The sequence below is a fragment of the Nocardia sp. NPDC060255 genome (assembly GCF_042727395.1).
Classification (GTDB): Bacteria; Actinomycetota; Actinomycetes; order Mycobacteriales; family Mycobacteriaceae; genus Nocardia.
The window spans coordinates 52128-75076 of sequence record NZ_JBHXAU010000007.1 but is presented as its reverse complement, the minus strand read 5'-3'; the positions used below and the strand labels follow the sequence as shown (position 1 = coordinate 75076).

At 67.2% G+C, this 22949-nt stretch carries 11 protein-coding genes; 1 reads left to right on the top strand and 10 read right to left on the bottom strand.

Annotation, left to right across the window (positions count from 1 at the left end; translation table 11 throughout):
* Positions 1-34 precede the first annotated feature (34 nt).
* A complete protein-coding gene (locus tag ACFWF1_RS15690; protein ID WP_379282662.1) occupies positions 35-1054 on the top strand; it encodes a crotonase/enoyl-CoA hydratase family protein in 1020 nt (339 codons plus the stop codon).
* A gap of 6 nt (positions 1055-1060) precedes the next feature.
* Here the strand turns inward: ACFWF1_RS15690 and fabD are convergent, their stop codons facing one another.
* The 10 genes from fabD to ACFWF1_RS15640 all read right to left on the bottom strand — a co-directional run bounded on the left by fabD (position 1061) and on the right by ACFWF1_RS15640 (position 22710).
* Complete coding sequence (fabD, locus tag ACFWF1_RS15685; protein WP_379282661.1) at positions 1061-1894, bottom strand: ACP S-malonyltransferase; 834 nt, start codon at positions 1892-1894, stop codon at positions 1061-1063.
* A 3-nt stretch (positions 1895-1897) separates the two neighbouring features.
* Positions 1898-2863: a zinc-binding alcohol dehydrogenase family protein gene (locus ACFWF1_RS15680; protein WP_379322189.1), complete on the bottom strand. Its 966-nt coding sequence runs from the start codon at positions 2861-2863 to the stop codon at positions 1898-1900.
* Positions 2860-4506: an FAD-dependent monooxygenase gene (locus ACFWF1_RS15675; RefSeq protein WP_379282657.1), complete on the bottom strand. Its 1647-nt coding sequence runs from the start codon at positions 4504-4506 to the stop codon at positions 2860-2862. The genes ACFWF1_RS15680 and ACFWF1_RS15675 overlap by 4 nt, the downstream gene beginning before the upstream one ends.
* Positions 4503-6044, bottom strand: coding sequence for an FAD-dependent monooxygenase (locus ACFWF1_RS15670; RefSeq protein ID WP_379282655.1), 1542 nt, complete (start codon positions 6042-6044; stop codon positions 4503-4505). The genes ACFWF1_RS15675 and ACFWF1_RS15670 overlap by 4 nt, the downstream gene beginning before the upstream one ends.
* A complete protein-coding gene (locus ACFWF1_RS15665; protein ID WP_379282654.1) occupies positions 6041-10525 on the bottom strand; it encodes a beta-ketoacyl synthase N-terminal-like domain-containing protein in 4485 nt (1494 codons plus the stop codon). The genes ACFWF1_RS15670 and ACFWF1_RS15665 overlap by 4 nt, the downstream gene beginning before the upstream one ends.
* Complete coding sequence (locus ACFWF1_RS15660) at positions 10525-11658, bottom strand: phosphopantetheine-binding protein (RefSeq protein ID WP_379282653.1); 1134 nt, start codon at positions 11656-11658, stop codon at positions 10525-10527. The genes ACFWF1_RS15665 and ACFWF1_RS15660 overlap by 1 nt, the downstream gene beginning before the upstream one ends.
* Complete coding sequence (locus ACFWF1_RS15655; protein ID WP_379282651.1) at positions 11655-16262, bottom strand: beta-ketoacyl synthase N-terminal-like domain-containing protein; 4608 nt, start codon at positions 16260-16262, stop codon at positions 11655-11657. The genes ACFWF1_RS15660 and ACFWF1_RS15655 overlap by 4 nt, the downstream gene beginning before the upstream one ends.
* Positions 16181-17527 carry a multidrug effflux MFS transporter gene (locus tag ACFWF1_RS15650; protein ID WP_379282649.1) on the bottom strand — a complete coding sequence of 449 codons (1347 nt, stop codon included), beginning with the start codon at positions 17525-17527 and terminating at the stop codon, positions 16181-16183. The genes ACFWF1_RS15655 and ACFWF1_RS15650 overlap by 82 nt, the downstream gene beginning before the upstream one ends.
* Before the next feature lie 277 nt (positions 17528-17804).
* Positions 17805-18677 carry an SDR family NAD(P)-dependent oxidoreductase gene (locus ACFWF1_RS15645; protein ID WP_379282647.1) on the bottom strand — a complete coding sequence of 291 codons (873 nt, stop codon included), beginning with the start codon at positions 18675-18677 and terminating at the stop codon, positions 17805-17807.
* 259 nt (positions 18678-18936) lie between these two features.
* Entirely contained in the window at positions 18937-22710 is a 3774-nt protein-coding gene (locus ACFWF1_RS15640) for an NACHT and WD repeat domain-containing protein (protein WP_379282646.1), read from the bottom strand.
* Positions 22711-22949 lie beyond the last annotated feature (239 nt).

Below are 22949 nucleotides of genomic sequence, written 5' to 3'. Positions count from 1 at the left end.
AGTTCGCCGTCCCCGCAGTAGTCAGGAAACCCTCTTGTCAGAGTTCGAGAATCATTCCGGCACCCGCCCGGCCGCTTGGTACGAGGGACTTACCGAAGCGCCCGACTCGCCGTGGGCCGACCGCGCGCTGCCGCCGACCGAAATCAGCTATCGCACGCTGACCTACGAGGTCACCGGCCGGATCGCGCGGATCACCTTCAACCGCCCCGAACACGGCAACGCCATCACCGCCGACACCCCCGTCGAGCTCGCGCACGCGGTCGAGCGGGCCGATCTCGATCCGCGCGTGCACGTCATGGTGGTGTCCGGGCGCGGCAAGGGCTTCTGCGGCGGCTACGACCTGTCGATCTTCGCCGAGAGTGGCTTCGATTCCGGCGAGTCGGCGGATTCGTCCACCGGTACCGTGCTCGATCCGGTGGTCCAGGCCCGCAACCACAATCCCTGGGGTACCTGGGATCCGATGGTCGACTACGCGATGATGAGCCGATTCAATCGCGGCTTCGCCAGCCTCTTGCACGCGAACAAGCCGACGGTCGCCAAGCTGCACGGGTTCGCCGTCGCGGGCGGCACCGATATCGCGCTCTATGCCGACCAGATCATCTGCGCCGACGACACCAAGATCGGCTATCCGCCCACTCGGGTCTGGGGCATTCCGGCCGCGGGTATGTGGGCGCACCGCCTCGGTGACCAGCGCGCCAAGCGGCTGCTGTTCACCGGCGACTGCCTGTCCGGCAAGCAGGCCGAGGAATGGGGGCTCGCGGTCGAATCCGCGCCCGCCGACGAACTCGACGAGCGCACCGAGGCGTTGCTCGAACGGATTGCCCGGATGCCGATCAATCAGTTGGTGATGGCGAAGCTGGCACTCAACAGTGCGTTGCTCGCGCAAGGGGTGGCGAACTCCGGCATGATCAGCACCGTTTTCGACGGTATCTCCCGGCATACCCGCGAGGGATATGCGTTCCAATTGCGGTCGGCCACTACCGGTTTCCGGGAAGCGGTACGGGAACGCGATGAGCCGTACGGGGATTGGAAGCGGGCCCAGTTCGAGAAGTAGTCACGTTCAGGCGGCGATCTTCTCGATCATCGGGGTGAGTACGCGGCGGGTACCGGTTTCGACGAAACGGGTCTCGCCGCGGTGCAACAGCAATCGGATGCTGTCGGCCCAGCGGACGGGCGCGGAGATCTGCGCGGCGAGCGAGGCCCGCAGCCCGGTGTCGGTGTGGAGTTCGCCGGTCAGGTTGGCGACCACGGGGATTCGGAGGTCGCGGAGCGGCGCGGCGGCCAGCACCTCCTCGAAGCGAGTCTGAGCGTCCGCCATCAGCGGCGAGTGGAAGGCGCCGCTGACCGGTAGCACGACGTAGCGGGTCGCGCCCGCGGCGAGGAAGTCGTCGCGCGCCGAACGTATTTGCTCGGTGCCGCCGGAGATCACCACCTGATGCGGCGTGTTCAGGTTCGCGACCCAGATTCCGTCGCCTGGCCTGACCGCCTCGACCTGTTCGGCGGTGAGGCCGACCACCGCGGCCATCGCGCCGCTGTCGGCTTCGGCCATCAATTCGCCGCGCCGGGCGACAAGCTCCAGCCCGGTGGCGAAGTCGAATGCGCCTGCCGCGTACAGCGCGCAGTACTCCCCCAGGCTGTGGCCGAGCAGATACGACGGCCGCAGCGGCGACTTGCGTTGAAAACGTAAGTACGTCAAGACATTTACGGTGTAGATGGCGGGCTGGGCGTATCGGGTCTGCGCGATGCGCGCGCCACCCGATTCCATGCACACCTCGCGCACCGAGTAGCCGAGGACCGCGTCCGCCTCGCGCATAAGGTCGGGGAACTCGTCGAACAGTTCCTTGCCCATGCCGGGGAACTGTGCACCCTGGCCTGGGAAAACGAAGACGGGCATCGTTCAGTGCTCCGTATCGGTGAAGACGAACTTATCGTTCGCTCCCGCCGCCAGCTCGCGATAGGTGGCCACCGCCTGGTCCAGCGGCCGGGCGACGATGCCGGTCGGCACCGGCAGGGCACCGGAGTCGAACAGCTCGCCGAGGCTGTTGAGCGAGGCGGCGCTGGCGATGGTGTCGTGCCTGGCCGAATTGACGCCGACGAGCGTGCCGCCGCGGCGGTAGAGATCGAGCACCGGCACGCGCTCGTGACCGTCCGCGGGTGCGGCGATCACCGCGATGTGGCCGCCCGTGCCGAGCGCGGTGATCGCCGCGGGCAGCCAGCAGCCGGTGGTGTCGAATACGGCTTGGGCGCCGTCGGCGAAGCGATCGCGCACCTGTGCGGCGAACTTCTCGGTGTCGTCCAGCACGATCGCCTCGATGCCGCGGGCGCGCAGTTCGCCGGCATGCTCCGAACGGCGCACGCCGACAACGACATCCGCGCCACGAGCGGTGGCGAGCAGGTAGGCGGCCGTGCCGACCGCGCCCATGCCGATGAGAACCAGACTCGTGTCCGCGCCGACGCCGATGCGCTCGACGGCCTCCCACGCGGTCAGGTACGGCACACCGGAGGCGGCGGCTTCGGCGAAGGACAGGGTGGCGGGTTTGCGGGCGACACCGGCCGCGGGGAGCGCGAGGTACTCGGCGTGCGAGCCGTCGCGGACGAAACCGAGTTCGCGGCCGCTGCCCCAGACTTCCTGGCCGAGCAATCCGGCGGGGCCGTCCACGACGACACCGGCGAAGTCGCGGCCGGGGGTGCGCGGCACCGTGGTGTACGGGAACTTGCCGAGTACGTTCTTGAAGTCGCTCGGGTTCACGCCGGCGGCATGGATGCGCACGACGACCTCGCCCGAAACCGCCGGTGGCCGAGGCACTTCCGCCAGGACGAGGGCGTCGAGGGAGCCGATCCGGTCGAAACGCAGTGCCTTCATTGTCCGTCCTCGGTGTGCGATGTGAGTAGGTCCCAATAGGTTTCGAGGGTGTGATGGTCGCCGTGCCGGAATATCGCCGCGACGTAGCCGTCCGGGCGGATCAGCACGCCGGTATGTGGTGCGAGCTGTTGCCGTGCACGCCAACGGCCGGAAACGTCGAACAGTACGTTGCCGCCCACCGGTCGCCGGTACCTCTGTCGTGGTGACGGCCGGTCGTAGACGACGTAGCTGACGGTCTCGTGCCCGGCCTGCGCCGAGAACGCTTCCGGCGCAACGGTGTCCTCGCCGGCGAAGATGAGCAGCACATGCCGGTAGGCACCCAGTTCGTCCAGTAGCCGGAGCGGGTGACCGTGCGCGGTCTCGAAGGCGCAGTGCGGCATGCGTTGTCCGACGCGCACGCGCGGCCCGCCCGGCGTGCTGCCCGATTCGGGGCGGGCGAAGAGGCCGCCCGCCGGATAGCCGACCCGGAATTGGCTGACCTTCGCCAGCTCGTCGGCATGGAACTTGGGCAGGCGGAGCAGATAGTTCTGGTAGCGCAGCAGCTGCCGCTTGAGGCGATTGCGGCCGAAGATGCGTTCGCTGAGCATGTTGTTGTAGGCGAAGAGGTGCTGGGCGACCGGGTGTCGTTCATCGTGATAGCTGCGCAATACGGCCGTGCCGCCGTGCCGCAGGCTGCTGCCGAGTTTCCAGGCCAGATTCATCGAATCCTGGATGCCGGTGTTCAATCCCTGTGCGCCGATAGGACTTTGGATGTGCCCAGCGTCGCCGACGAGGAAGATGCCGCCCACCTGTAGTCGTTCGGCGAGATACTGGCGTGGATTGAAGCGGGTGAGCCAGAACGGATCTCCGAGTTTCACGTGTGCGAGGCCGACGGTGCTTAGCAGGGCGTCGAATCGGCGCAGGATGAATTCCTCGTCGACGTCCGCGGACGCGGTGCGGGAGGTGGAGATCAGGCGGAAGTAGCGTCCATCGATCGGCAGGATGGTGAAGAAGGTGCCCTCATCCAGATAGAACGCGTGCCGATCCTCGGGATGGTAAGGGAAACCGGCCATTTCGATGTCGGCCATGATGAACGTCTCCGACTGTTCCGCGCCGTCGAAGGCGGTGCCGATCACGTCCCGCACCCGGCTTCGGCTGCCGTCCGCGCCGACCACATAGCGGGCTTCGATCGTGGTGACGGCACCGTCGGCCGTCGTGATGGTGCAGATGTGGACTGCCCCGAACTGCTCGATCTCCGTGAGCGCGAGGCCGCGTTCGACGAGGATGCCGCGCTCGGCCAGTGCGGCGGTGAGGATTTCGATCGTCCTGCGCTGGCTCAGATGCAGTACGCCGGGGAATTCGCCGTCGAGCTCGGCAAGATCGGTGACCGCGATGGGGTTTCGTCGCTGGGTGTAGTGGTGGATGCGGCGGGAGAGGATGCCCTCCTCCAGGAAGTGGTCCGCCACGCCGAGCATCCGGAAGCATTCCAGGGTCCTCGGGGTCAGCGTCATCGCCTTGCTCAGCTCCGACCAGCGGTCGAGCTTGTCGACGATGCGGAATCGCACCCCATTGTTGGCCAGGGCCAAGGCCATGGTGAGCCCGACCGGGCCCGCGCCGACGATGAGTACGTCGACCTGCCCTGTGCCGTTCCGGCTTTCGATCACCGGGCACCTCCACCGGACAGTTGCCACTCCGACAGGCACTCGGCGATCCGAGGGGCCATCGCGTCGCGGTACGCGGCGAAGACGAATCGATCCGGCCGCAGGACAACGAAGTCGGCGTCGCCGATGGCGCGCACCAGATCGCCGGTGACGTCGTCGAGCACGAGCACCCCGGGTTTGCTCGGCTCCCCGTGGGCACGCACCTGGGCGACCACCGTGTCGGCGCCGAGCAGCGCGCGCCAGCCGATGGCGGAGATGCGGCTGTGTGTTCGCGCCAGCACCGCGAAGCCATCACCGAGGAGGTCGTCCAGTGGTTGGGTGTGGCCTTCGTGCAGTACCACCGGTTGCGGGAACATCTTTCCGCCACCGGCTTTTTCGTCGAAGAAGCCGACATCGTATTCGGGTGCCGGTTTGGCGCGGCGCTGGTCTTCCACCAACAGTTCGACGGCGTCCGGGGCCTCGCCGCTGTCACCCTCGATCCGGCGGGCCAGGTGCCGCACGAAGGCCACGGTGCGCGTGAGGTGTCCGCCGCGCTCGGTGTCGTAGCTGTCCAGGATGTCGGCGGGCAGGCGGCCCTGGAGCACGAAGGCGATCTTCCACGCCAGGTTGATCGCGTCGCGAACGCCGGAGCAGAGCCCTTGGCCGCCGTAGGGCGGAACGAGGTGGGCGGCGTCGCCGAGCAGGAAAACGTTTCCGTCGCGCAGCTGTTCGGCATGCCGGAAGTAGCGCTCGTACACCGCGGCTCGCACGACGTCGACCGGGTGATCGGCGACCAAGGGGCGCAGTGTGTCCTGAATGAGCTCCGGCCCAACGGTTTCGGCTCGTGCGGTCGCCGTCGGCAGTCGGCATTCGATGCGGCGCAGGCCCTCCGGTAGCGAGATCGACACCATGGGCTGATCGGCGGCGTCCTGGTGGCGGTCGCGCATGGCCGCGGCGAGTACGTCATCGTCACGTACATCGACCACCAGCCACTTCTCCTGCTGGGTGGCGCCGAGGAGTTCCACACCGAGTTGCTGGCGCACACGGCTGCGGCCGCCGTCGCAGGCCAGCAGGTAGCGGGCGGCGGCACGCTGTTCCCGGCCGTCTGCGTCGCGCATCAGAGTGACGATGCCGCCCGCCTCGTCGAAGTCGACGAATTCGGTGCCCTCGCGCAGCTCGACTGTGGGTAGTTCGGTCAATCGGACGCGCAGGCCTGCTTCCAGGCGCGGCTGGAGGAAGGTGGCGAGGAACGGGTGGCCGAACGGGCCCGGTGTAGCGGGCGGTTGGAAGCGCGAATAGCCGACCGGGGAGAGGTATTCGATGGTCGGCGAGTACCGGAGTTGTGGAAGTTGGGTGGCGGCAATGCCGGTCGCCTGCATGGCACGCATGGTTTCGTCGTCGATGCCGATGGCGCGTGGGTAGGTGTACATCTCCTGTCTGCGTTCCACCACCAATGTGCGCACGCCATATTGGCCGAGCAGCACGGCGGTGAAAAGGCCGACGGGGCCTGCGCCGACGATGATCACGTCGTATTGCGTTGGTGTGGTGGCGAATCCGCTCATCTAGCACCCCTTGCGAGAATGTCCAGCACGTCTTTGCGGCGTTGTTCGGGGTGCAGGAAGAAGTGGTCGCCGTCCAGGACGTGCAGGTCGAACTCTGCGGAGGTCCAAGCGGACCAGCCGCGCATGTTCGCCTCCGTGACGCGGTCGTCGTCGCGGCCGTGCAGGGCGGTGATCGGCACGTCCAGGACCTTCGCTTCGGTCTGACGGAAGCTGCCGACCATGCGAATGTCGTTGGCCAGGATCGGCAATGCCATCCGCAGGAAAGCCGCGTCGGCGTCGGGGACGGGGAAACGTAGTAGCGCGGCGAGGTTTTCGAGCTGTGGGTCCGTGAGGTCACGGATCTCCTTGTCGCTCGGCAGGTCTCGGTAACCCGCCTGCCTGAGCTCCTCCCGGCAAGCCAGATAGAAGGGGTTGCCGGTGTGGTCAGGGCTACTGAATGCGCCGATGTACAGGTGGCGTGGTCCTGGGTGGCCGCGCTCGCGCAGGTTGAGGGCCAGGAGGTAGCTGATCAATCCGCCTGCGCTGTGGCCGTACAGAGCGAATGGTTCGTCGCCGGAACGCAGTACTTCGTCGGTCAGTTCGGCCACGATGCGGTAGACGTCGGATACCAAGGGTTCGGCGAGTCTGGTGCCGCGGCCGGGTAACGCGACCGGGCAGACCTCGATGTCGGCGGGGAGTAGGGATTGCCAGCCGTGGAACAGGAGTGTGCTGCCGCCGCCGTACGGGACGCAGAGGAGCCGGAGTGGCGCGGTGGAATTGCGTGGCGGGAGATACGGTTTCCGGAGTTGCTCGGCTGAGGAGGAACTCGCGTCGGCGCGTAGCCGGGTCGCCAGCTCGGCGATGGCGATGCCTTGCACCAGATCGCTCAGCTCGATGCGCCCGCGCGGGTTGACCGGTTCGATTGCCCGGTACAACCGGGTCGCCTGGATGGAGTCGATGCCCAGCGCGGCCGTCGTGTCGGCGGGGCTGAGGTCGGCGGCCGGGATGCCGGTCAGTTCGGCGATCAATCGACCTATCGCGGCCTCGAGGAGATGCTGTGCCGAGGAGCCCTGTGCCGCACTGATTTCGGCGATCTCATCCGGAGACAGGCACAGCGTGTCCGCCGATGCGTCCGAGGCCGCGATCACCGAGTCGATGCCGCTGTCGATCCACCGGACGGTGCAGGCTCGGCATTCGACGATCGTGGCCGCGTCGGCGTCCAATAGGGCGAATCGGCCGGTCACACTCTTGCCGTCGGGGGCGAGTTGGACGCCGTCGACCCGGATCGTCTGTGGCGCAACCGGTTCGCCGGGTCGCACGATCACGCCGGCCATCCGTTCGACCATGAACGCGGCACCTGCCGGAACCACGTCCGGCATGAGGACGTGGAACACCTGGGCACACGCGTCGAGGATGCCGGGAGCGACGCGGGCCGCCGCGCGTTCCGTGCGGACGACATGCGCGGGGTCGATATCCGCGATGGCGACAGTTCCGGAGCGGCGCACCGCACCGACGGCACGGACGCTCGGCCCCAGCCGCAGGCCACGGTCGTGCAGGGCGGCGTAGAACTCGGGGCCGGTGTACACAGTGTCGGATCCGACTGATGCGCCGGTGATTTCGGCGAAGACCGGCGGTGGGTCGGAGCGCTTCGCGAGCACTCCGGAGACGTGCGTCCGCCAGCGGTTCGTGTTCGCATCGACCAATGAGTGGAAACCGAACCGTGGTGCGGCGGAGTCGAGGTCGTCGAAGGTCAGCCGCACCGATACCGGCTTGTCCGCGACGACGAGCGCGGTGCTGAAGGTTATCTCGGCGATGTCGAAGCGGGCGTCCGGGACGAGCCCGGCGGTCGCGCGGAGCAGCATCTCGACGAAATAGCCGATGTGCACGATGTTGTGGGTGTCGGCCAGCGGGAGCACGGTGCTCGCGAGCACGAAGTCAAGCTCGGAGCTGCCGCGCGGTGAGGGATGTGTGCGGGGTTCCAGTGGGTCACCGAGGGGTACGGCGGTCGGCTCCTCCTGCAGCGATTCCAGGACGTAGACCGACTCTTCGTAGGCCGAGGTAGGCACCCGGACACGACGAGCGCCCGTGTCCTCGTACCAGGCCGCCCAATTCACCTCCGCGCCCAGTTCGTACAGGCGGACCAGGGCGGCCAGCAGTGCGTCCGGGTCCGCGGCGAGCTCGACCACGGTCAGTGCGTCGGCCCGCGTCCGCGTCGGCGCCGATTCGAGGCCGAGCACGACCGCCACCCGCGCCTCATGGCCGGCGCAGAGCCGCGCGGTGCGGCCGAGGTCGGGCGTCGCCTGTGCGGCCTGCCGCCAGTAGTCCGGCTCCAGTGCCCTGCGCGGGCTGAGGAATTCGCCGGTGGCCGGGCAGATCACGGCGGCTTCGAAACGGAACGCCTGCGCGGGCTCTCGCATTGCCGGGCCGGTTCCCGCCGGGAGCCGCAGCGCGGCAACGCCGGTCGGCGACAGGAAACTCGGCTCATCCGGCGCGGTGACGAACAAGTCGATCAATTCGCCGACAATGCACTCGGCACTGCGCGCACCGGTCGCCAAGGCCGTCGCGTACATGCCGATGCCGTCGGGGCACCAGATCTCCGGTTCGATGCCGAAGCTGTGCCACATTCGGATCAGGCCGGACAGTACGGCGAGTTGGTGGCACGCCGCTGCCGCCGGACTGTCCGTGCGGCTCCCCCGCGGCAGTGGCGTGCCGCGATGTGCCGTCCATGCGGTGGCGACGGCGTCGAAGCCGCTGCGGAAACCGCTGAACAAGCGATACCAGGCGGCGGCTCGCGGATCCGGTTGCTGCGGAATCAGTCCGGACAGGATGAAGACCGGCTTCAGCGGACCGGTTCGGGTCAGCCGGGAGCGGGTGGTGAAATGCGGGGTAGTGGCGAGGGTTTCGAGTGCGTCGAGCAGTTCGTCACGATTCGTACCAGTCACGTAGGTGCGGAAGGGGCCGTGCGCGCGTCCTGTCGCGTAGGTGAAGCACACGTCCTCGGCGTTGGCGTTCGGTGTGGCTCGGAGGTATCGCACCGCGTCATCGATGGTGGCGGCCAATGTGTTCGCGGTGCGGGCACCGAGAAGCAGTGCGTGCGTGCGGTGCTCGATGCCCGCGGTCCGTGTTCGATCCTGGGAGCTTTCGATCACCGCGTGCGCGTTGGTGCCGCTGAATCCGAATGAGCTGACCGCGGCGACCAATTCGCGTCCTGGGACGTCCAGGTGTGTGCCGGGGACTCGCAAGCCCAGTTTTTCGAAGTCGATCGTGTGGCTGAGCGCGTCGTATCCAGGTTGGGCCGGGATACGGCGATGTTGCAGCACCAGAATCACTTTGAGCAGTGATGCCAGTCCGGACGCGGCCTCCAGATGACCGATCTGGGCCTTGTTGGCGCCGACGATCAGGGGCCGGTCGACCGGACGGTCCTGGCAGTAAGCGGCGCTGGCCGCCGTCAGCTCGATCGGGTCGCCCAACGGTGTTCCGGTTCCGTGGGTTTCGAGGTAGTCCAGCTCGGATCCGCGCAGACCCGCTTTACGCAAGGCCTCGGTCAGCAAGTGCCGCTGCGCTCGTCCGTTCGGCACCGTCAAGCCGCTGCACCGGCCGTCGTGATTGACCGCGGTGGCACGCACGACGGCGAGTACGTCGTCGCGGTCGCGCTCGGCGTCGGCCAACCGCTTCAGCACGACAACGGCACCGCCTTCGCCGCGCCCGTAGCCCTGCCCGTCGCCGGTGAACGGGTGGCAGCGGCCGTCCAGCGACAGCGCGCCGAATCCGGCCAGCGCTCCCACCACCGACGGGTCGAGCAGCAGATTCACCCCGCCGACCACCGCGATATCGCAGTCACCATTCCGGAGGCCCTCGCAGGCCAGATGCAGGGCAACCAGCGATGACGAGCACGCGGTATCGATGGAGAGCGCGGGACCGGCGAAGTCGAAGGTGTGGCTGATACGCCCGGACACCACACTGTCGAGCGTGCCGGTTGCCACATAATGACCTGGCTCCCCGGACTTCCGGGCCAGCGCGCCGTATTCGCCGCCGATCACACCGAAGTAGACGCCGACCTTGCCCGTCATCCGCCACGGGTTGTATCCCGCCCGCTCCAGCGCCTGCGCGGTGAGCTTCAACGCCAGCCGCTGAGTCGGGTCCATCTCGCGCGCTTCGTTCGGCGAGATGTTGAAAGCCCGTGGATCGAACCGCATTACGTCACGATCGAGATAGTTCGCCGACGCATAAGGCGCCGCCGCAGGATGCTGCGCGAAATAGTGATTGTGTACGTTCCGCAGCCATTCACTCGCGGGAGCATCACGCTCACAGGACTTTCCGGAGTTCAGCAACTCCCAGAAGGCCTCCGGTGAATCGGCCCCGCCGGGCAGCTCGCATGCCGTGCCGATGATGGCAACGGGTGCCGCGGTACGGCCGCTTGTCTCTCGGTTCAGTTCCCGAATCGTCGCGAGCGACTTCCGCAACAGTGCCCTGAGCTGCCCATTCTCTTCTTCGGGTGTCATCAGAGGATCGCCGTCAACACGCGCTCGAGCTCCACCGGCGACAACTCATCGATCGCAGCGGAATCCAATGCGGTCAGCGCGTTCTCGCCATCGGACCACTCCGCGACGCGGGCGGCCGGTACCTCGGGAACCGAAACCGGCTGGGCCGCTGCACTATCGAGCGACCGCTCGAGATATTCGGCGAACTCGGCGATCGTCGGATAGTCGAACGCCGTCGTCTCATCGGGCAGAAACCCCAGCGCGGCAGCGATCCGAACACGAACCTCCTCCAGCTGGATCGAGGTCATACCGATGTCGAAGAACCCCATGTCCACGGCAGGCAACTCACCATCCGGATAAGCGAGGGCGTCCCCGATCCACCCCTGCAACCGCCCGCGCAGAAGTTGACGCCGCAACGCCGACGGCAGCTCTGCCAGCTCAGCGCGCAGGTCCCCATCGCCGGTTTCGAGCGCGCCCGGCGCAGCATTCGTCGTAGACGCAGCAGACCCGCCGGTCGCGGCTGTCGGCACGGTCGTGCCCGCCGAAGTAGACAGGACCGGCACGACAGTCGGCGCAGTCGCAGTGGGGGCGACCGCTGCTGGCATGGCAACGGCAGCCTCGGCGACAGGCGTGGCGGATGTCGGCCAGAACCGTTGGCGCGTCAGCGGGGTGGGCGGTAGGTACGCGGGTAGCTCAGCTTCCAATTCCGGGTAAACGATGCTCCAGTCGATCGGGAAGCCCACAGACCATAGGGCGGCCAGCCGGTCGTAGGATCCGTCGGCGGCTAGTTGGCGCACGTACTCTTGATCTGCGGCCAACCTGTCGCCGAACGAGTCCATCTCGACCCGGCTCGCGTAGATTCCGTTGCCCCGCAGCTGGTTTCCGCTGTCCTGATGTTCGACGAAGAAGCGCAGGGATTCGACCGCGTCGGACAGTCCGGCCGCGACGAAGGCGAAGCGATGCGGCAGCCCTGCTCGGTGTCGTAGCAGGGTCTTGGCTACGGCCGTGAGGGTCACGGTGCCGGCAAAGGCCGTTCGACGGGGATCCTGTTCGGTACCGGCCAAGTAGGTAGCGAGGGTGCTGGCTTGGCCCGCAAGGGTTTCGGCGGTGTGGCTGGAAACGCCGAGGACGTATCGGGGTACGGGTGCATTCAAGGCTGGTACTCCTCGATCAGGACATGAACATTGGTGCCGCCCGCGCCGATCGAGGACAGTCCCGCGCGACGCGAGGTGGCACCCGCGCCCATCCGGGCGGGATCCCAGTCCTCGAGGGTCCGTTGGACGTAGACCGGCGAGTTGGTGAAATCGATGGCCGGATTGGTGCGCTCGGCGTGCAGCAGCGAGGGGACCAGGGTGCGGTTCTGCAGTTGCAGTAGCACTTTGGCCAACTGGGCGACGCCGGCGGCTGCCTCGGCGTGCCCGATATTCGATTTGACCGAACCGATCGCGCACTGCTGCCGTCGCGGCGTTTCCGTCTCGAAAGCGGAACGGATAGCGGCGATTTCGACCGGATCGCCCAGCCGGGTGCCGGTGCCGTGCGCCTCGAAGTAGGTGATCGTGTCGGGCGTCCAGCGGGCCTGCCGGAGCGCGCGCTCGATGGCCGTGGTGTGTGCCGCCGGGCTCGGCACACTGAAACTGCTGGTCCGGCCGCCGTGCGTCAGGGCACTCCCCCGGATCACCCCGTAGACCCGGTCACCGTCACATACCGCGTCCGCCAACGGCTTCAGCAGAAACGCCCCGACCGCCTCGGCAGGCACGTAGCCGTCGCCGCCCGCACCGAAGGCGCGGCAGCGGCCATCCGAGGACAGGAACTGGTACTGCGCCAGCATCTGATACTTCGACGGATGCAGCGTGAGGTTCACGCCACCGGCGACCGCGAGGGAGCACTCGCCGCGCCGCAGACTCTCACACGCCAGATGCAGCGCGTACAGCGACGACGAGCACGCCGTGTCCAAAGTCAGGCTGGGGCCACGGAAGTCGTTGAGATACGAGACACGATTTGCCACCGCGTAGGTCTGCGAGTTGATCGGCACATAAGAATCCGCGCCCGCCGCTTCATGCTGTACGAGCTGGTAGTTGTTGAAACTCGCGCCGACATAAACGCCGACCGCATTGTCATGTTCCCCGGCGATCCGCTCCCGCGAGTAGCCCGCGACCTCCAAGCAGCCACGCGTGGCCTCGAGGAACAGCCGCTCCTGCGGATCCATGAACGCCGCCTCGACCGGCGCGATACCAAAGGCCGCAGCGTCGAAAAGGTCTACGTCGGAGAGGAATCCACCCCACTTCGAATAGACCTTGCCCGGCACATTCCGTTGCGGATCGAAGTACTCGGCGTGATCCCACCGTTCAACCGGAATCTCGGCAACGGAATCCACTCCATCACAAAGATTCCGCCAAAACTCCGGCACCGAGTCAGCCCCGGGAAACCTGCCATCGAACCCGATCACAGCGATGCCGTCCGCGGCCGGCTCACGCGGAACCCGTTGCCGCGCAACGAGCTGTTCCGCCGGAGGTACGGCAACCTTGGCTGCCGCAGAGGCAGGTGCCGCCGGCACGGCGAGCGCGGTCGGCGCTACGGCGGGAGATGCCGAGTCCACCGCGGGCGGGATTGCGGGTGCCACTGTCGCTGTGGGCGCCGGCGCCGAGTCGAAGTATTTGTGGACGCCGTCGGCATAGTCGCGCTGGATCCGGGCGGCGACCTCGCCGATGTTGCGGCATTCGAAGAACAGGGTCGCGGCGATGTCGCCGAACCGTTCGGAGAGTTGCAGGTTGAGGGTATGGATGATCAAGGAATCGATGCCGATGTCCGCGAATTCTGTTGCAGTATGCAGACTCTGGCTGGGTGAACGGGTCGCCTCGGCGATCAGCGCGATCAGGAGCTGTTCCAACTGCGACCTGATCGCAGCCGCTCCGGCAACCGCAGGGACCGACGTCACCGCAGTCTTCCCGGCGAACGCCGGGGACGAGTCGGGACTTTCAGCCGAAACGTCACCACTCGATTCCGGCGTTTGCCGAGCCGACGGCACCTGGCCGTCGATACGGAGATCGGTGTCCTCATGCCAGAACGAGTGCTGGTCGAACACATAGCCGGGCAATCCCGGCAGCCGTGGTGTTTCGTCGAGCTGCGGTCCGGCCCAATCGACATCGCAACCGCGCAACCATAATTCGAGCAATGCCGCGGTCATGGTGCGCAGGTCGCCGTCCGCGATCCGCACGACATCACCAGCCGGCTCGCCGTCCAGCGGGCCGAGCACGACCACGGCCGAGGAACGTTCGGTGAGCGTGGCGACGGCGGCAGCGAGGTCGGCACCCGGAGCAGGGAGCTCCAGTCGACGACCCGTGTATGCCTGCTCGGTCCGCTTCGTCAGCGCGCCGAATCGGGTGAGCCGCGCCGATCGCACCACTGTCCGGCCGCGCGCGCTGTCCGCGAGAGCTGTCAGCTCGGCCGCGCCGAAAAGCGCTGCCACGGCGTCACTTCGGTCGACGATGCCGTCGCAGATCAACACGGCCAACTCCGCGGTTGCGGGCGGCAACCACCCCGGCGGCGTCAATCCCCACGCGCGATCGATCTCGCCCGCCGCCACATTCACCGCGAGGGCGAGCACAGCAAGCTGTTCCGGCGTGAGTTCCGGCGCCACCTCGGCGAACCGGCGAATAGCGTCGACCACCGAAAAGCTTCGGGCAGAGAGCAACTGCTCCCACCGGCCGAGCGCCCTGGCGAAGGTGTGCTGGTGGTCCAATAGCAGCGCTGCCTGAGTGATGTACGGCGTGACCTCGGTCAGCGTGCTGGCGCAGCCGGTCACCAGGTCGTGCAGGTAGTCCGCGTCGATCTCGTTGGGTAGCAGGCATTCCCCGCCGACCAGCACGGTGTACTGCGGCGGTGCCTGCAACACCAGCGGATCGTCGACGAGCAGCGCGCCGACGGCCTCCTCCATCGGAATCGCCTGCGCGTGCACGAGTGCCGCGGCGGCGCCGACCGCGTCGAGGGCGACCACCTCGGTGATCGCCACCCGACGCCGAGTCAACTCGGCAAGCCCGTCGAGGTGTGCCACGAATCGCGTGAGCCGCCCGTCCGCAGCGAACTCGCCGTCCCGATCGGCGATCAGCGCGCGCAGCTCTCGACCGGCGGCGGAGTCGGACACGGCCGTGAGACGCGCTGTGGCACTGGTCGTGTCGTGCGGCGCGAGCAACACCACCGGCTCGGGCTGCGCGGCGACGTGCCGGACGGAGCTCAACTGGCCCCGCCGTACCGCGGCAAGCAGGTCCGGGATGTCAGCAACCGGGACGCCGAGCCGATACGGCAGGCTCAGTAGCCGCTGATTGGCCGCGTGACACAGCTGCGGGACGAATTCCGGTTCGGCCCAACGCGGTTCGATCGCCCACGCGGCGAGCGTATTGCGGAGTGCCTCAGGTGTTTTCGCCGCCAGCGTGAAGACGGCGGGTGTGCGCGGCGATGCGACAGCGCGACGCCCGACCGGCGCCTCGTATTCCTGAACCACCGCATGGCAATTCACACCACCGAAGCCGAACGAGCTGATCCCCGCGGTCCGCGGCCCCTGCTCGGCGGGCCAGTCGACGAGGGCATTCGGGAAGCGAATGGTGGCACCGACGGCATGCAACAGCGGGTTGTGGATCTCCATGTTCAACGTCGGCGCGATGCGACCGTGCCGCAGCATCAGCAGCACCTTGATCAGCCCGGCCATCCCGGCGCCCGCCTCGACATGGCCGATGTTCGTCTTCACCGAGCCAACGGCAAGCGGCGACCCGCGATCCCGGCCGTACACGCTGTTCAGCGCCTCGATCTCGATGGGATCGCCGAGGCTGGTTCCGGTGCCGTGCGCCTCCACATAGCTCACCGCCGACGGTTCGACCCCTGCGGCGGCCAGTGCCCGGTTGATGACGTCCGCCTGCGCCGCGACGCTCGGCGCGGTGAGGCTCCGGTTGTGCCCGTTGTGATTCGTGGCGATACCGCGCAGCACACCGTAGATGTGGCAGCCGAGACGTTCGGCCTTGGCGCGGGTGGTCAGCAGCACCACGCCGACGCCCTCGCCCGGGACGTACCCGTTGGCGCGCCGATCGAAGGTGAAGCACCGTCCATCAGGGCTGAGCATCCGCGACTGGGAGAACGCCAGATACCGCCACGGCGAGCAGACCACGTTCACCCCGCCGACCAGCGCGAAATCGCAGTCCTCGGTGAGCAGGTCGGCGCGGCCCTGCGCCAACGCGACCAACGAGGCGGAGCAGGCGGTGTCGACGGCTCTGCTCGGCCCGTTCAGGTTGAGCAGGAACGAGATTCGGTTGGCCGCAATGCAGGCGTAGTTGCCGGTGGGATCGAAGGCGTCGACCTGTTTATTGTTGGAGATGCCCTTGATCAGGTAGTCCTGCGCCATCAGCGCGACGTTCACCGAGGTGCGGCCCGACTGCAGCAGGTCGATCGGCAGCCCGGAATCTTCGACGCAGTGCCACGTTTCCTCCAGCAGCAGTCGATGCTGCGGATCGATGGCAACCGCTTCGCGCGGCGACAAGTTGAAGAACGCATTGTCGAAGTAGCGCGCCCCCGCCAGCTTGCCCAGCCACTTCGTGTTGATCTTCCCGGGGTTGCGGTCGCCCGGCGCGAAGAAGCGGTCCCGATCCCATTGGTCGGGGCCGACTTCCGCGATGTCGGAGTGTCCGGTCGCTAACGTTCGCCAGAACTCTCCGGAATCGCGCGCGTTCGCGTATCGGCAGGCGAGGCCCACCACGACGACATCTTGTTCCATCGCCTTCGACTCCCTGGAATTCTCGAAGCACCGTCGACCCGAATCTCCGGACGGCACAGCACCGTTCGGACGACGACGGCGAGCGTGCACAAAGTGATGGCGACAACGCCCATGGGGATCGCACTGACCCCACCGAGCCCGACCAGCGGCGCCACCACCGCGCCGAACAGGAACTGCGTGCACCCGAGCACGGCGGCGGCGCTGCCGGCCGTCGCGCCGTGCGGCTCGAGTGCGAGTGCGGTGGCGTTCGGCATGATGAATCCGATCGAGGCCACCATGACGAACAGCGCGGGCACCAGAAACCCCAGGCCGAGGCTGCCCACCGCGACCACGACGAGTACCGCCAGGCCGCCGATCGCCAATCCAGCCAAACCGATATCCAATAGCGAGCGGGGTGTACGCCGACTCAGCAGGCGGGCGTTGGCCGCATTGGCAACCAGGATTCCCGCGCCGTTGATCGCGAAAAAGACGCTGAACAACTGCGGCGAGGCCCGGTACACCTCCTGGAATACGAACGACGACGCGGAGATATAGGCGACCATCGCACCGAACGACAAACCGACAACGAGGGCATAACCGACAAAGGACCGGTCCCGCACCACCTGTCGCATATCGTGGCCCATCATCACGATTCCGCCACCACGCCGGTGATCGACCGGCAAGGTCTCGGGCACCCAGCGATAGGCGAGCGCCAGAAACACCACGCCCAGTCCGGCGAGGACCAGAAACACCCCACGCCAGTCCACGAATCGCAACAACTGACCGCCGACCACCGGCGCGATGATCGGCGCGACGCCATTCACGGCGAGCAGGATCGAGAAGGCCTTTCCGGCCGCCGCACCCTGATACACGTCCCGGACAACGGCGAACGAAATGACGATGCCCGCCGCCCCCGCGAGCCCCTGCAGCAGCCGAAACAGATCGAATACCAGCACATTCGGCGCGACCGCACACAGCAGCGAGGTAGCACAGAACAGCACCATGCCCGCCAGCAACGGCCCGCGCCGGCCTCGCGCGTCACTGATCGGACCGACGACCAGCTGACCGAACGCGAGTCCGATGAGGCACGCGGTGAGCGACGACTGCACCCCCGACTGGGAGGTGTGCAGTGCCGAAGCGGTTTGCGGCAGGCTCGGCAGGTAGAGGTCGGTGGTGACCGGACCGAACGCGGACAGCGCGCCGAGCACGGCAATCAGCCGAATACTGCGCTTCCCGGCACTCTGTTCCAGAGTGTCGGTGCCCGCGTCACCCACATCGATATCCACGACGAACCTCCACCGGCCCTCCAGCGAGGCTCGATCCAACGTATGAATTCCCCCGTAACCCCCTTGGTGCGAAAGTTTACTGAGATCGGATTTAACTCTCGGTGAACTGTCCGTGGATAAGGCGACCGATCTCTATGACGGGCGTCACGAACCGAAACGGATTTCGGCGACGTCGTAGTGGCTGACGAATAGCGCGGTCATGATCTCACTGGTGAAGAAGTTGTAGGGCGGGTTGTTCAGCCACACGGTCAGATGGTGCCGTCACGTTCGGTACGGATCATGATTCCTTTTCTGCCGATGCTCTTTTCAATGCCGGGAGGCCACGCTTGATCACGGTCAGCATGATGCGCTGATAGCCGACGGGGAACAGCCGCTGGACCACATCCAGCACCACCGCGTCGGCGCCGATCCGGACCTTCGCCTTACCGCGCCGGATCCCGTCGACAATCGCCACTGCCGCCTGTTCTGGCGACGTTCGCGCCATCCGGTCGAACATCGCGACATTGGCCGCGGCGGAATCGGCACGCGCGACACCGGTGCCCTCGATCCGGGTGGACCGCGCGATATTGGTCCGGATCCCACCCGGGTGTACCGCCATAACGCGCACGGGTGAGCCCGCGAGCAACAGTTCCATTCGCACCGATTCGGTGAACCCACGTACCGCGAACTTTGTTGCGCTATAGGCGGATTGACTCGGCATGCCGAGCAACCCGAATACGCTCGACACATTGACGATGGTGCCGCCACCGGATCGTTCGAGAATCGGATGGAATGCCCGGGTGCCGTGCACGACGCCCCAGAAGTTGATGTCCACGATCCAGCGCAGGCTGTCGTCACTGATCGTCACGGCATCCCCGAGTACCGCGACCCCGGCGTTGTTGAGCACGATATCCGCTCCGCCACAGTGGCTTTCGACGGTGTCGGCGAAGGCATAGATCGCGTCCTCGTGCCCGACATCGACGATGTGCGTACTGACCTCGACACCGAGCGCCGCCACCAGGCGTGCCGTTTCCTCGATTCCGACCTCATCGATATCGGCCAGCGCCAATGTCGCACCGCGGCGGGCGAATTCGACGGCCGTCGCCGCCCCGATCCCCGACGCCGCGCCGGTCACCACCGCCACCTTGCCGTCCAGCCGCCACTCAGACATGCCGCAGCCCTCCGCTCGATTCCACCTTTCCATAGTAGAGAACGATCACTCTCTAACTTGGATTCAGGCCGATTTCCGAGCAAGACTGTCCGCGTGCACAACCCGACGCGCCAGCAGTCGATCCGGCGTACATGCCGAGGATACGACTACGCCGACGGTCTGCCGCGCCTAGCCGGGGCCTGTCGTATTTGCCTCGGACACAGTCGAATTGATGCCGGTCGCCGATGTACCAGCGGATCGCAACGAGCGCCCGTGACGTTCAGCAGGGGCGGATGTAACGGATGGCGGGCAACAGGTCTCGCCAGGTCTGCTCGTCCACCCGCATCGCCGACGACGCGCAGAGTTGGTCCGCGACCCGTTGCGGATCAATGAACCACTCGGCCGACATTTGGTCGCCGACGCCGAGCAGGCGGGACTCGTCGCGTGGGTCGAAGCGCAGGAACCAGGTCCAGCCGAGCTTCGCTTCGATCGGGGCGCCGAGCGGCCGGATGTCGGACGGGTCCGCGATATCCCAGACCCTGGCGACCTGGTCGTCGCCGCCGGACGCCAGGCGCTGACCGGACTGATCGATCGCCAGGGTCCGCGCTGCGGCGGTGTGCGCCCGTGCCGAGCCGAGCTCACGCACTCGTGCCGGGTCGGCGATGTCCCATGCGCGGATCATACCGTTGCTGTCCGCACTGAACAGCGTCTTACCGTCCGGCGCGAAGACCAACGCCCGCACGTTCGCGCCGTGGACGTCGATCGACGTCATCACGGCCTTGGCCGGATCGGCGATGTCCCACAGGTGGATTCGCGCGCTGTCGTCGGCCGCGGCGACCAGCGGCCGCGCGGGCGCGAACGCCGCCAGTTCGAGCTCCCGGTCGTGTCCGGTCAGCAGTTGCCCCAGCGGGCGCGCGGCGGCCGGGTCGGACACATCCCACAGCTGCAGCGACCGACGGCCGATTCCGGTGAGCAGGCGGTCGCCGTCGGGCGCGAAAGCGAGCGGCCCGCCGAGACCGGTACCGGGCAGCGGACCGATCGGTACGGGCCGGGCCGGATCGGCGAGGTTCCACAATCGCACCTCGTTGTTGCCCGCGGTGGCCAGGAGTGAGCCGTCCGGCCGCAAGGCGACCTGCGCCCCGTGGCGGTCCGGCGGACCGACGGTGATCGCGCTGAGTGATCGGCTGTAGAACGGAATGGTGACGCCCCAGATGTTGACCTGACCGTCACGAAGTCCGCTGGCGAGCAGCTTGCCCGCACCGTCGAAGCCGATCGAACCGAGCGAGCCCGCGAACGCGATGGGAACGTTCACCCGCGCATGACTCCAGGTCCGGATTCGCCCGTCGGTGCCCGCGCTCACCGCCTGGGTGTCCGAGACGATCACAAAGGTGCGGACCGAACCACTGTTGCCGTGCAGCTCCCGGCCGACCGGGGCGATTCGATCGATGCGGTTGGTGTTCAAGAACCGAACGGTGCCGCCGACATCCGCTACGCCGAGCACCTGCCCGCCCGACCAGAATTGGAGCCCCGCTATCGGCACCGGGCGCGTTTGTTGTCGGCCGAGCAGTTGCGGACGGTTTGGATCAGCAACATTCCACACGTGCACCACGCCGTCGGCGGTGCCCGCCGCGAACTTGCCCGCAGGGCCGAAAGCTGTTGCCTGCACGGCACCTTCGCCGTCGAGCGGCGCCCCCAACGGAGTGGGGTTTGCGGCGTCGTCCACCGCCCACAGCCGGACGGCGCGATCGTCACCCGCGCTGGCCAGTACCGCGGTGTCCGGTGCCAGCGTCAGCGACCTGACCGGGCCGACGTGTGCCGCGACCGATCCACCGAGCAGCTGAATATTCTGCGGGACAGTAATATTCAAGAATCTTATGGCTCCGTCGACGCCACCGACGACCACGCCGCGACCGTCCGGCAGGAAGACCGCGGTGGTGATCGGCGCGCCGCTGTCGAACATGCCGAGCGGGCTCGCGTGGCGCGGATCGCGAACATCCCACAGCCGGACGAAGCCGTCAGCGCCCGCACTGACCAGCGTGGCTCCGCCAGGAGCGAACGCCACCGCGTCGACGTTTCCCTGATGACCGGTGAGGTCCGGTCCGGCAGGGGTGATCTCGCGTGGATCCGAGACATCCCACAACCGGACCAGACCATCGCTGCCCGCGCTGGCGAGCAGCTTCCGGTTCGGATCCAAGGCGAGATCGCGCACCGATCCGTCGTGCGCCGCCGCCGAGGCGATGTCCAACGGTAGCGCCTGCGCCGCGAGCAGCCGAGTACGCGCGGCCTGGTCGTCCGGGTTGAACCGATATGCGGCCAGCGCGAGTTGAGCCGAGAGCCCGGGGTCGACGTCCTCGATCCGCTGCGATTCCTCGATGAGCTGGCCGAGTATCACGTCCTTGTGTTCCTGCGCGACCGACACCCGTTGCACGACAACCACTCCCGACAGCACCAGCGCCAGCGCGACGAGCACCGCGACCGCGGACCAGAGCACCTGCCTGCGCACTGTGCGCGCGTGCTGCCGGGCCAGCGACGCGGCGACGAACTCGCGGGCCAGCAGGTTCGGCGTCTCGGTGCGACGCAGCCACGCCGCCGCGTCCTCCAGCCGGGTCCTGGAATAGAGCAGCGACACCGGCCGGTCATGGCGCGCCCACTCGCGGGCGTCCGCTTCGATGCGTTGGCGGGCGGGCGCGAACTCCTTCTCCCCGGCCAGCCAGCCTGCCATCCGCGGCCAGCCGGTCAGCAGCAGGTCGTGCACCAATTCGACCTCGCTGTTGCGCTGCACCACTATTCGCGCTCGGGTGAGCCGCGCGATGACCGCCCGGGTGGCATCCGGATCCGTGGACTCCTCGATCAACTGCTCGACCGGCATCCGGTTGCGGATGATCGTGGTCGGCCCGATGATCGTCAACGCGATCAGCACATGTCGCGCCGCATCGCGTTGCCGGTCGGTGAGCCGGGACCAGAACGATTCGGCGCCTACCGCACACGCGCGGGCCATCCCGCCCGCTTCCCGGTAGGCCTCGAGGCCAAGGGTGCGGCCACGCCGGTTCGCCCACGTCGCGGCCAGCGCGAAGGACAGCAACGGAAGCCGTATCGAGCTGTGCGCGTCGATGGCGTCCAAATCCTGTAGCAGCGTGTCGATGAGGCTGTCCTCGACCCGCAGGCCGGTGGCCGCGGCGGGACGGACGATCGCCTCCCGAAGTTCCTGCAGTGTCATGGGATTGAGCAACATCGCGTGATCGCGCAGCGCCATCGTCAACAGCGGGTAACGCAACAGCTCCGGCAGGTACACAGTGTCGAACGCGATGACGACGGTGGTCGGCGCGTCCGCATCCACTGCGGCGAGCGAGGCCAGCGCGGTCAGGAACTGTTGTCGCAGTGCCTCATTCGCACAGCGGGTGAACAGCTCCTCACCACGATCCACCACCAGCAGGCAATGACCGGACGGCCGCGCCTCGAGGGCGGCCGCCAGCGCGGCCATCGGGTCGTCACCGGGCATCATCGCTATCGGCATCCTGGCACCCGGTGCGGCCTGCAGCCCGGCGGCGAGCAACGATGATTTTCCGACGCCCGGCGGGCCGAGCAGCACCGCGATTGCCGGGCCATCGCTCGATTCGACGGTCGAAATAAGCTTGAGGAGTTGCTTTTTCGCGTCATCACGACCGAAGAACAAATCGCGGTCCTCGACCCGATACTCCCACAGGCCACGGTAAGGCTCACGTCCGATATCGATGCTCGGCGGCTCGACCTTGGCGGCCTTCCAATCCTCGTGCCAGCGCACCAGATCGAGCAGGGAAGGATCGATACGCGAGTCGTCGGCGGCGTGGCGACGCGCCTCGGCGATCAAGACTTCCAGCACCGGCCGCACCGCGATGAAGGTGGCCGGTGTGCGGTTGCCGCGCCGCCAGTCACTGATTCGCTGCGCGGTGACCTTGCCCGCGCCGTCGGGGATCCGCGCGTTGGCGGCCCGGACTACCGACTTCGCCGGCGGCGTTCCAGCGGCGGCGAACAGTTCGCCGAACCGGGCGGCGAAGTGGCGACGACCCTCGTCCATCAGCGGTCTATCGCCACGGAGCGGACGTCGTGGCTGCTGCACAGACCAGCGAAACGGACAATCGCATGTTCTCCGGGGTGTCGGGTGTCCAGGACATTGTCGTGACGGGCCGGTAATGCTTCATGTTTGCGTGAAAGCCGGACTGTTTCGGATCTCTTCGCTGCCACCGGGCGGCACCGGCGACAGCACAGCAGTTCAGATGGCGGAACAAGGGTATCAGTCAGCATCGTTCGGTCCGG

Bases quoted from the DNA above. Each gene is read 5' to 3' on its own strand.
- fabD (WP_379282661.1), bottom strand. From the start codon at position 1,894: ATGCCCGTCTTCGTTTTCCCAGGCCAGGGTGCACAGTTCCCCGGCATG.
- ACFWF1_RS15680 (WP_379322189.1), bottom strand. From the start codon at position 2,863: ATGAAGGCACTGCGTTTCGACCGGATCGGCTCCCTCGACGCCCTCGTC.
- ACFWF1_RS15670 (WP_379282655.1), bottom strand. From the start codon at position 6,044: ATGAGCGGATTCGCCACCACACCAACGCAATACGACGTGATCATCGTC.
- ACFWF1_RS15665 (WP_379282654.1), bottom strand. From the start codon at position 10,525: ATGACACCCGAAGAAGAGAATGGGCAGCTCAGGGCACTGTTGCGGAAG.
- ACFWF1_RS15655 (WP_379282651.1), bottom strand. From the start codon at position 16,262: ATGGAACAAGATGTCGTCGTGGTGGGCCTCGCCTGCCGATACGCGAAC.
- ACFWF1_RS15645 (WP_379282647.1), bottom strand. From the start codon at position 18,677: ATGTCTGAGTGGCGGCTGGACGGCAAGGTGGCGGTGGTGACCGGCGCG.
- ACFWF1_RS15640 (WP_379282646.1), bottom strand. From the start codon at position 22,710: ATGGACGAGGGTCGTCGCCACTTCGCCGCCCGGTTCGGCGAACTGTTC.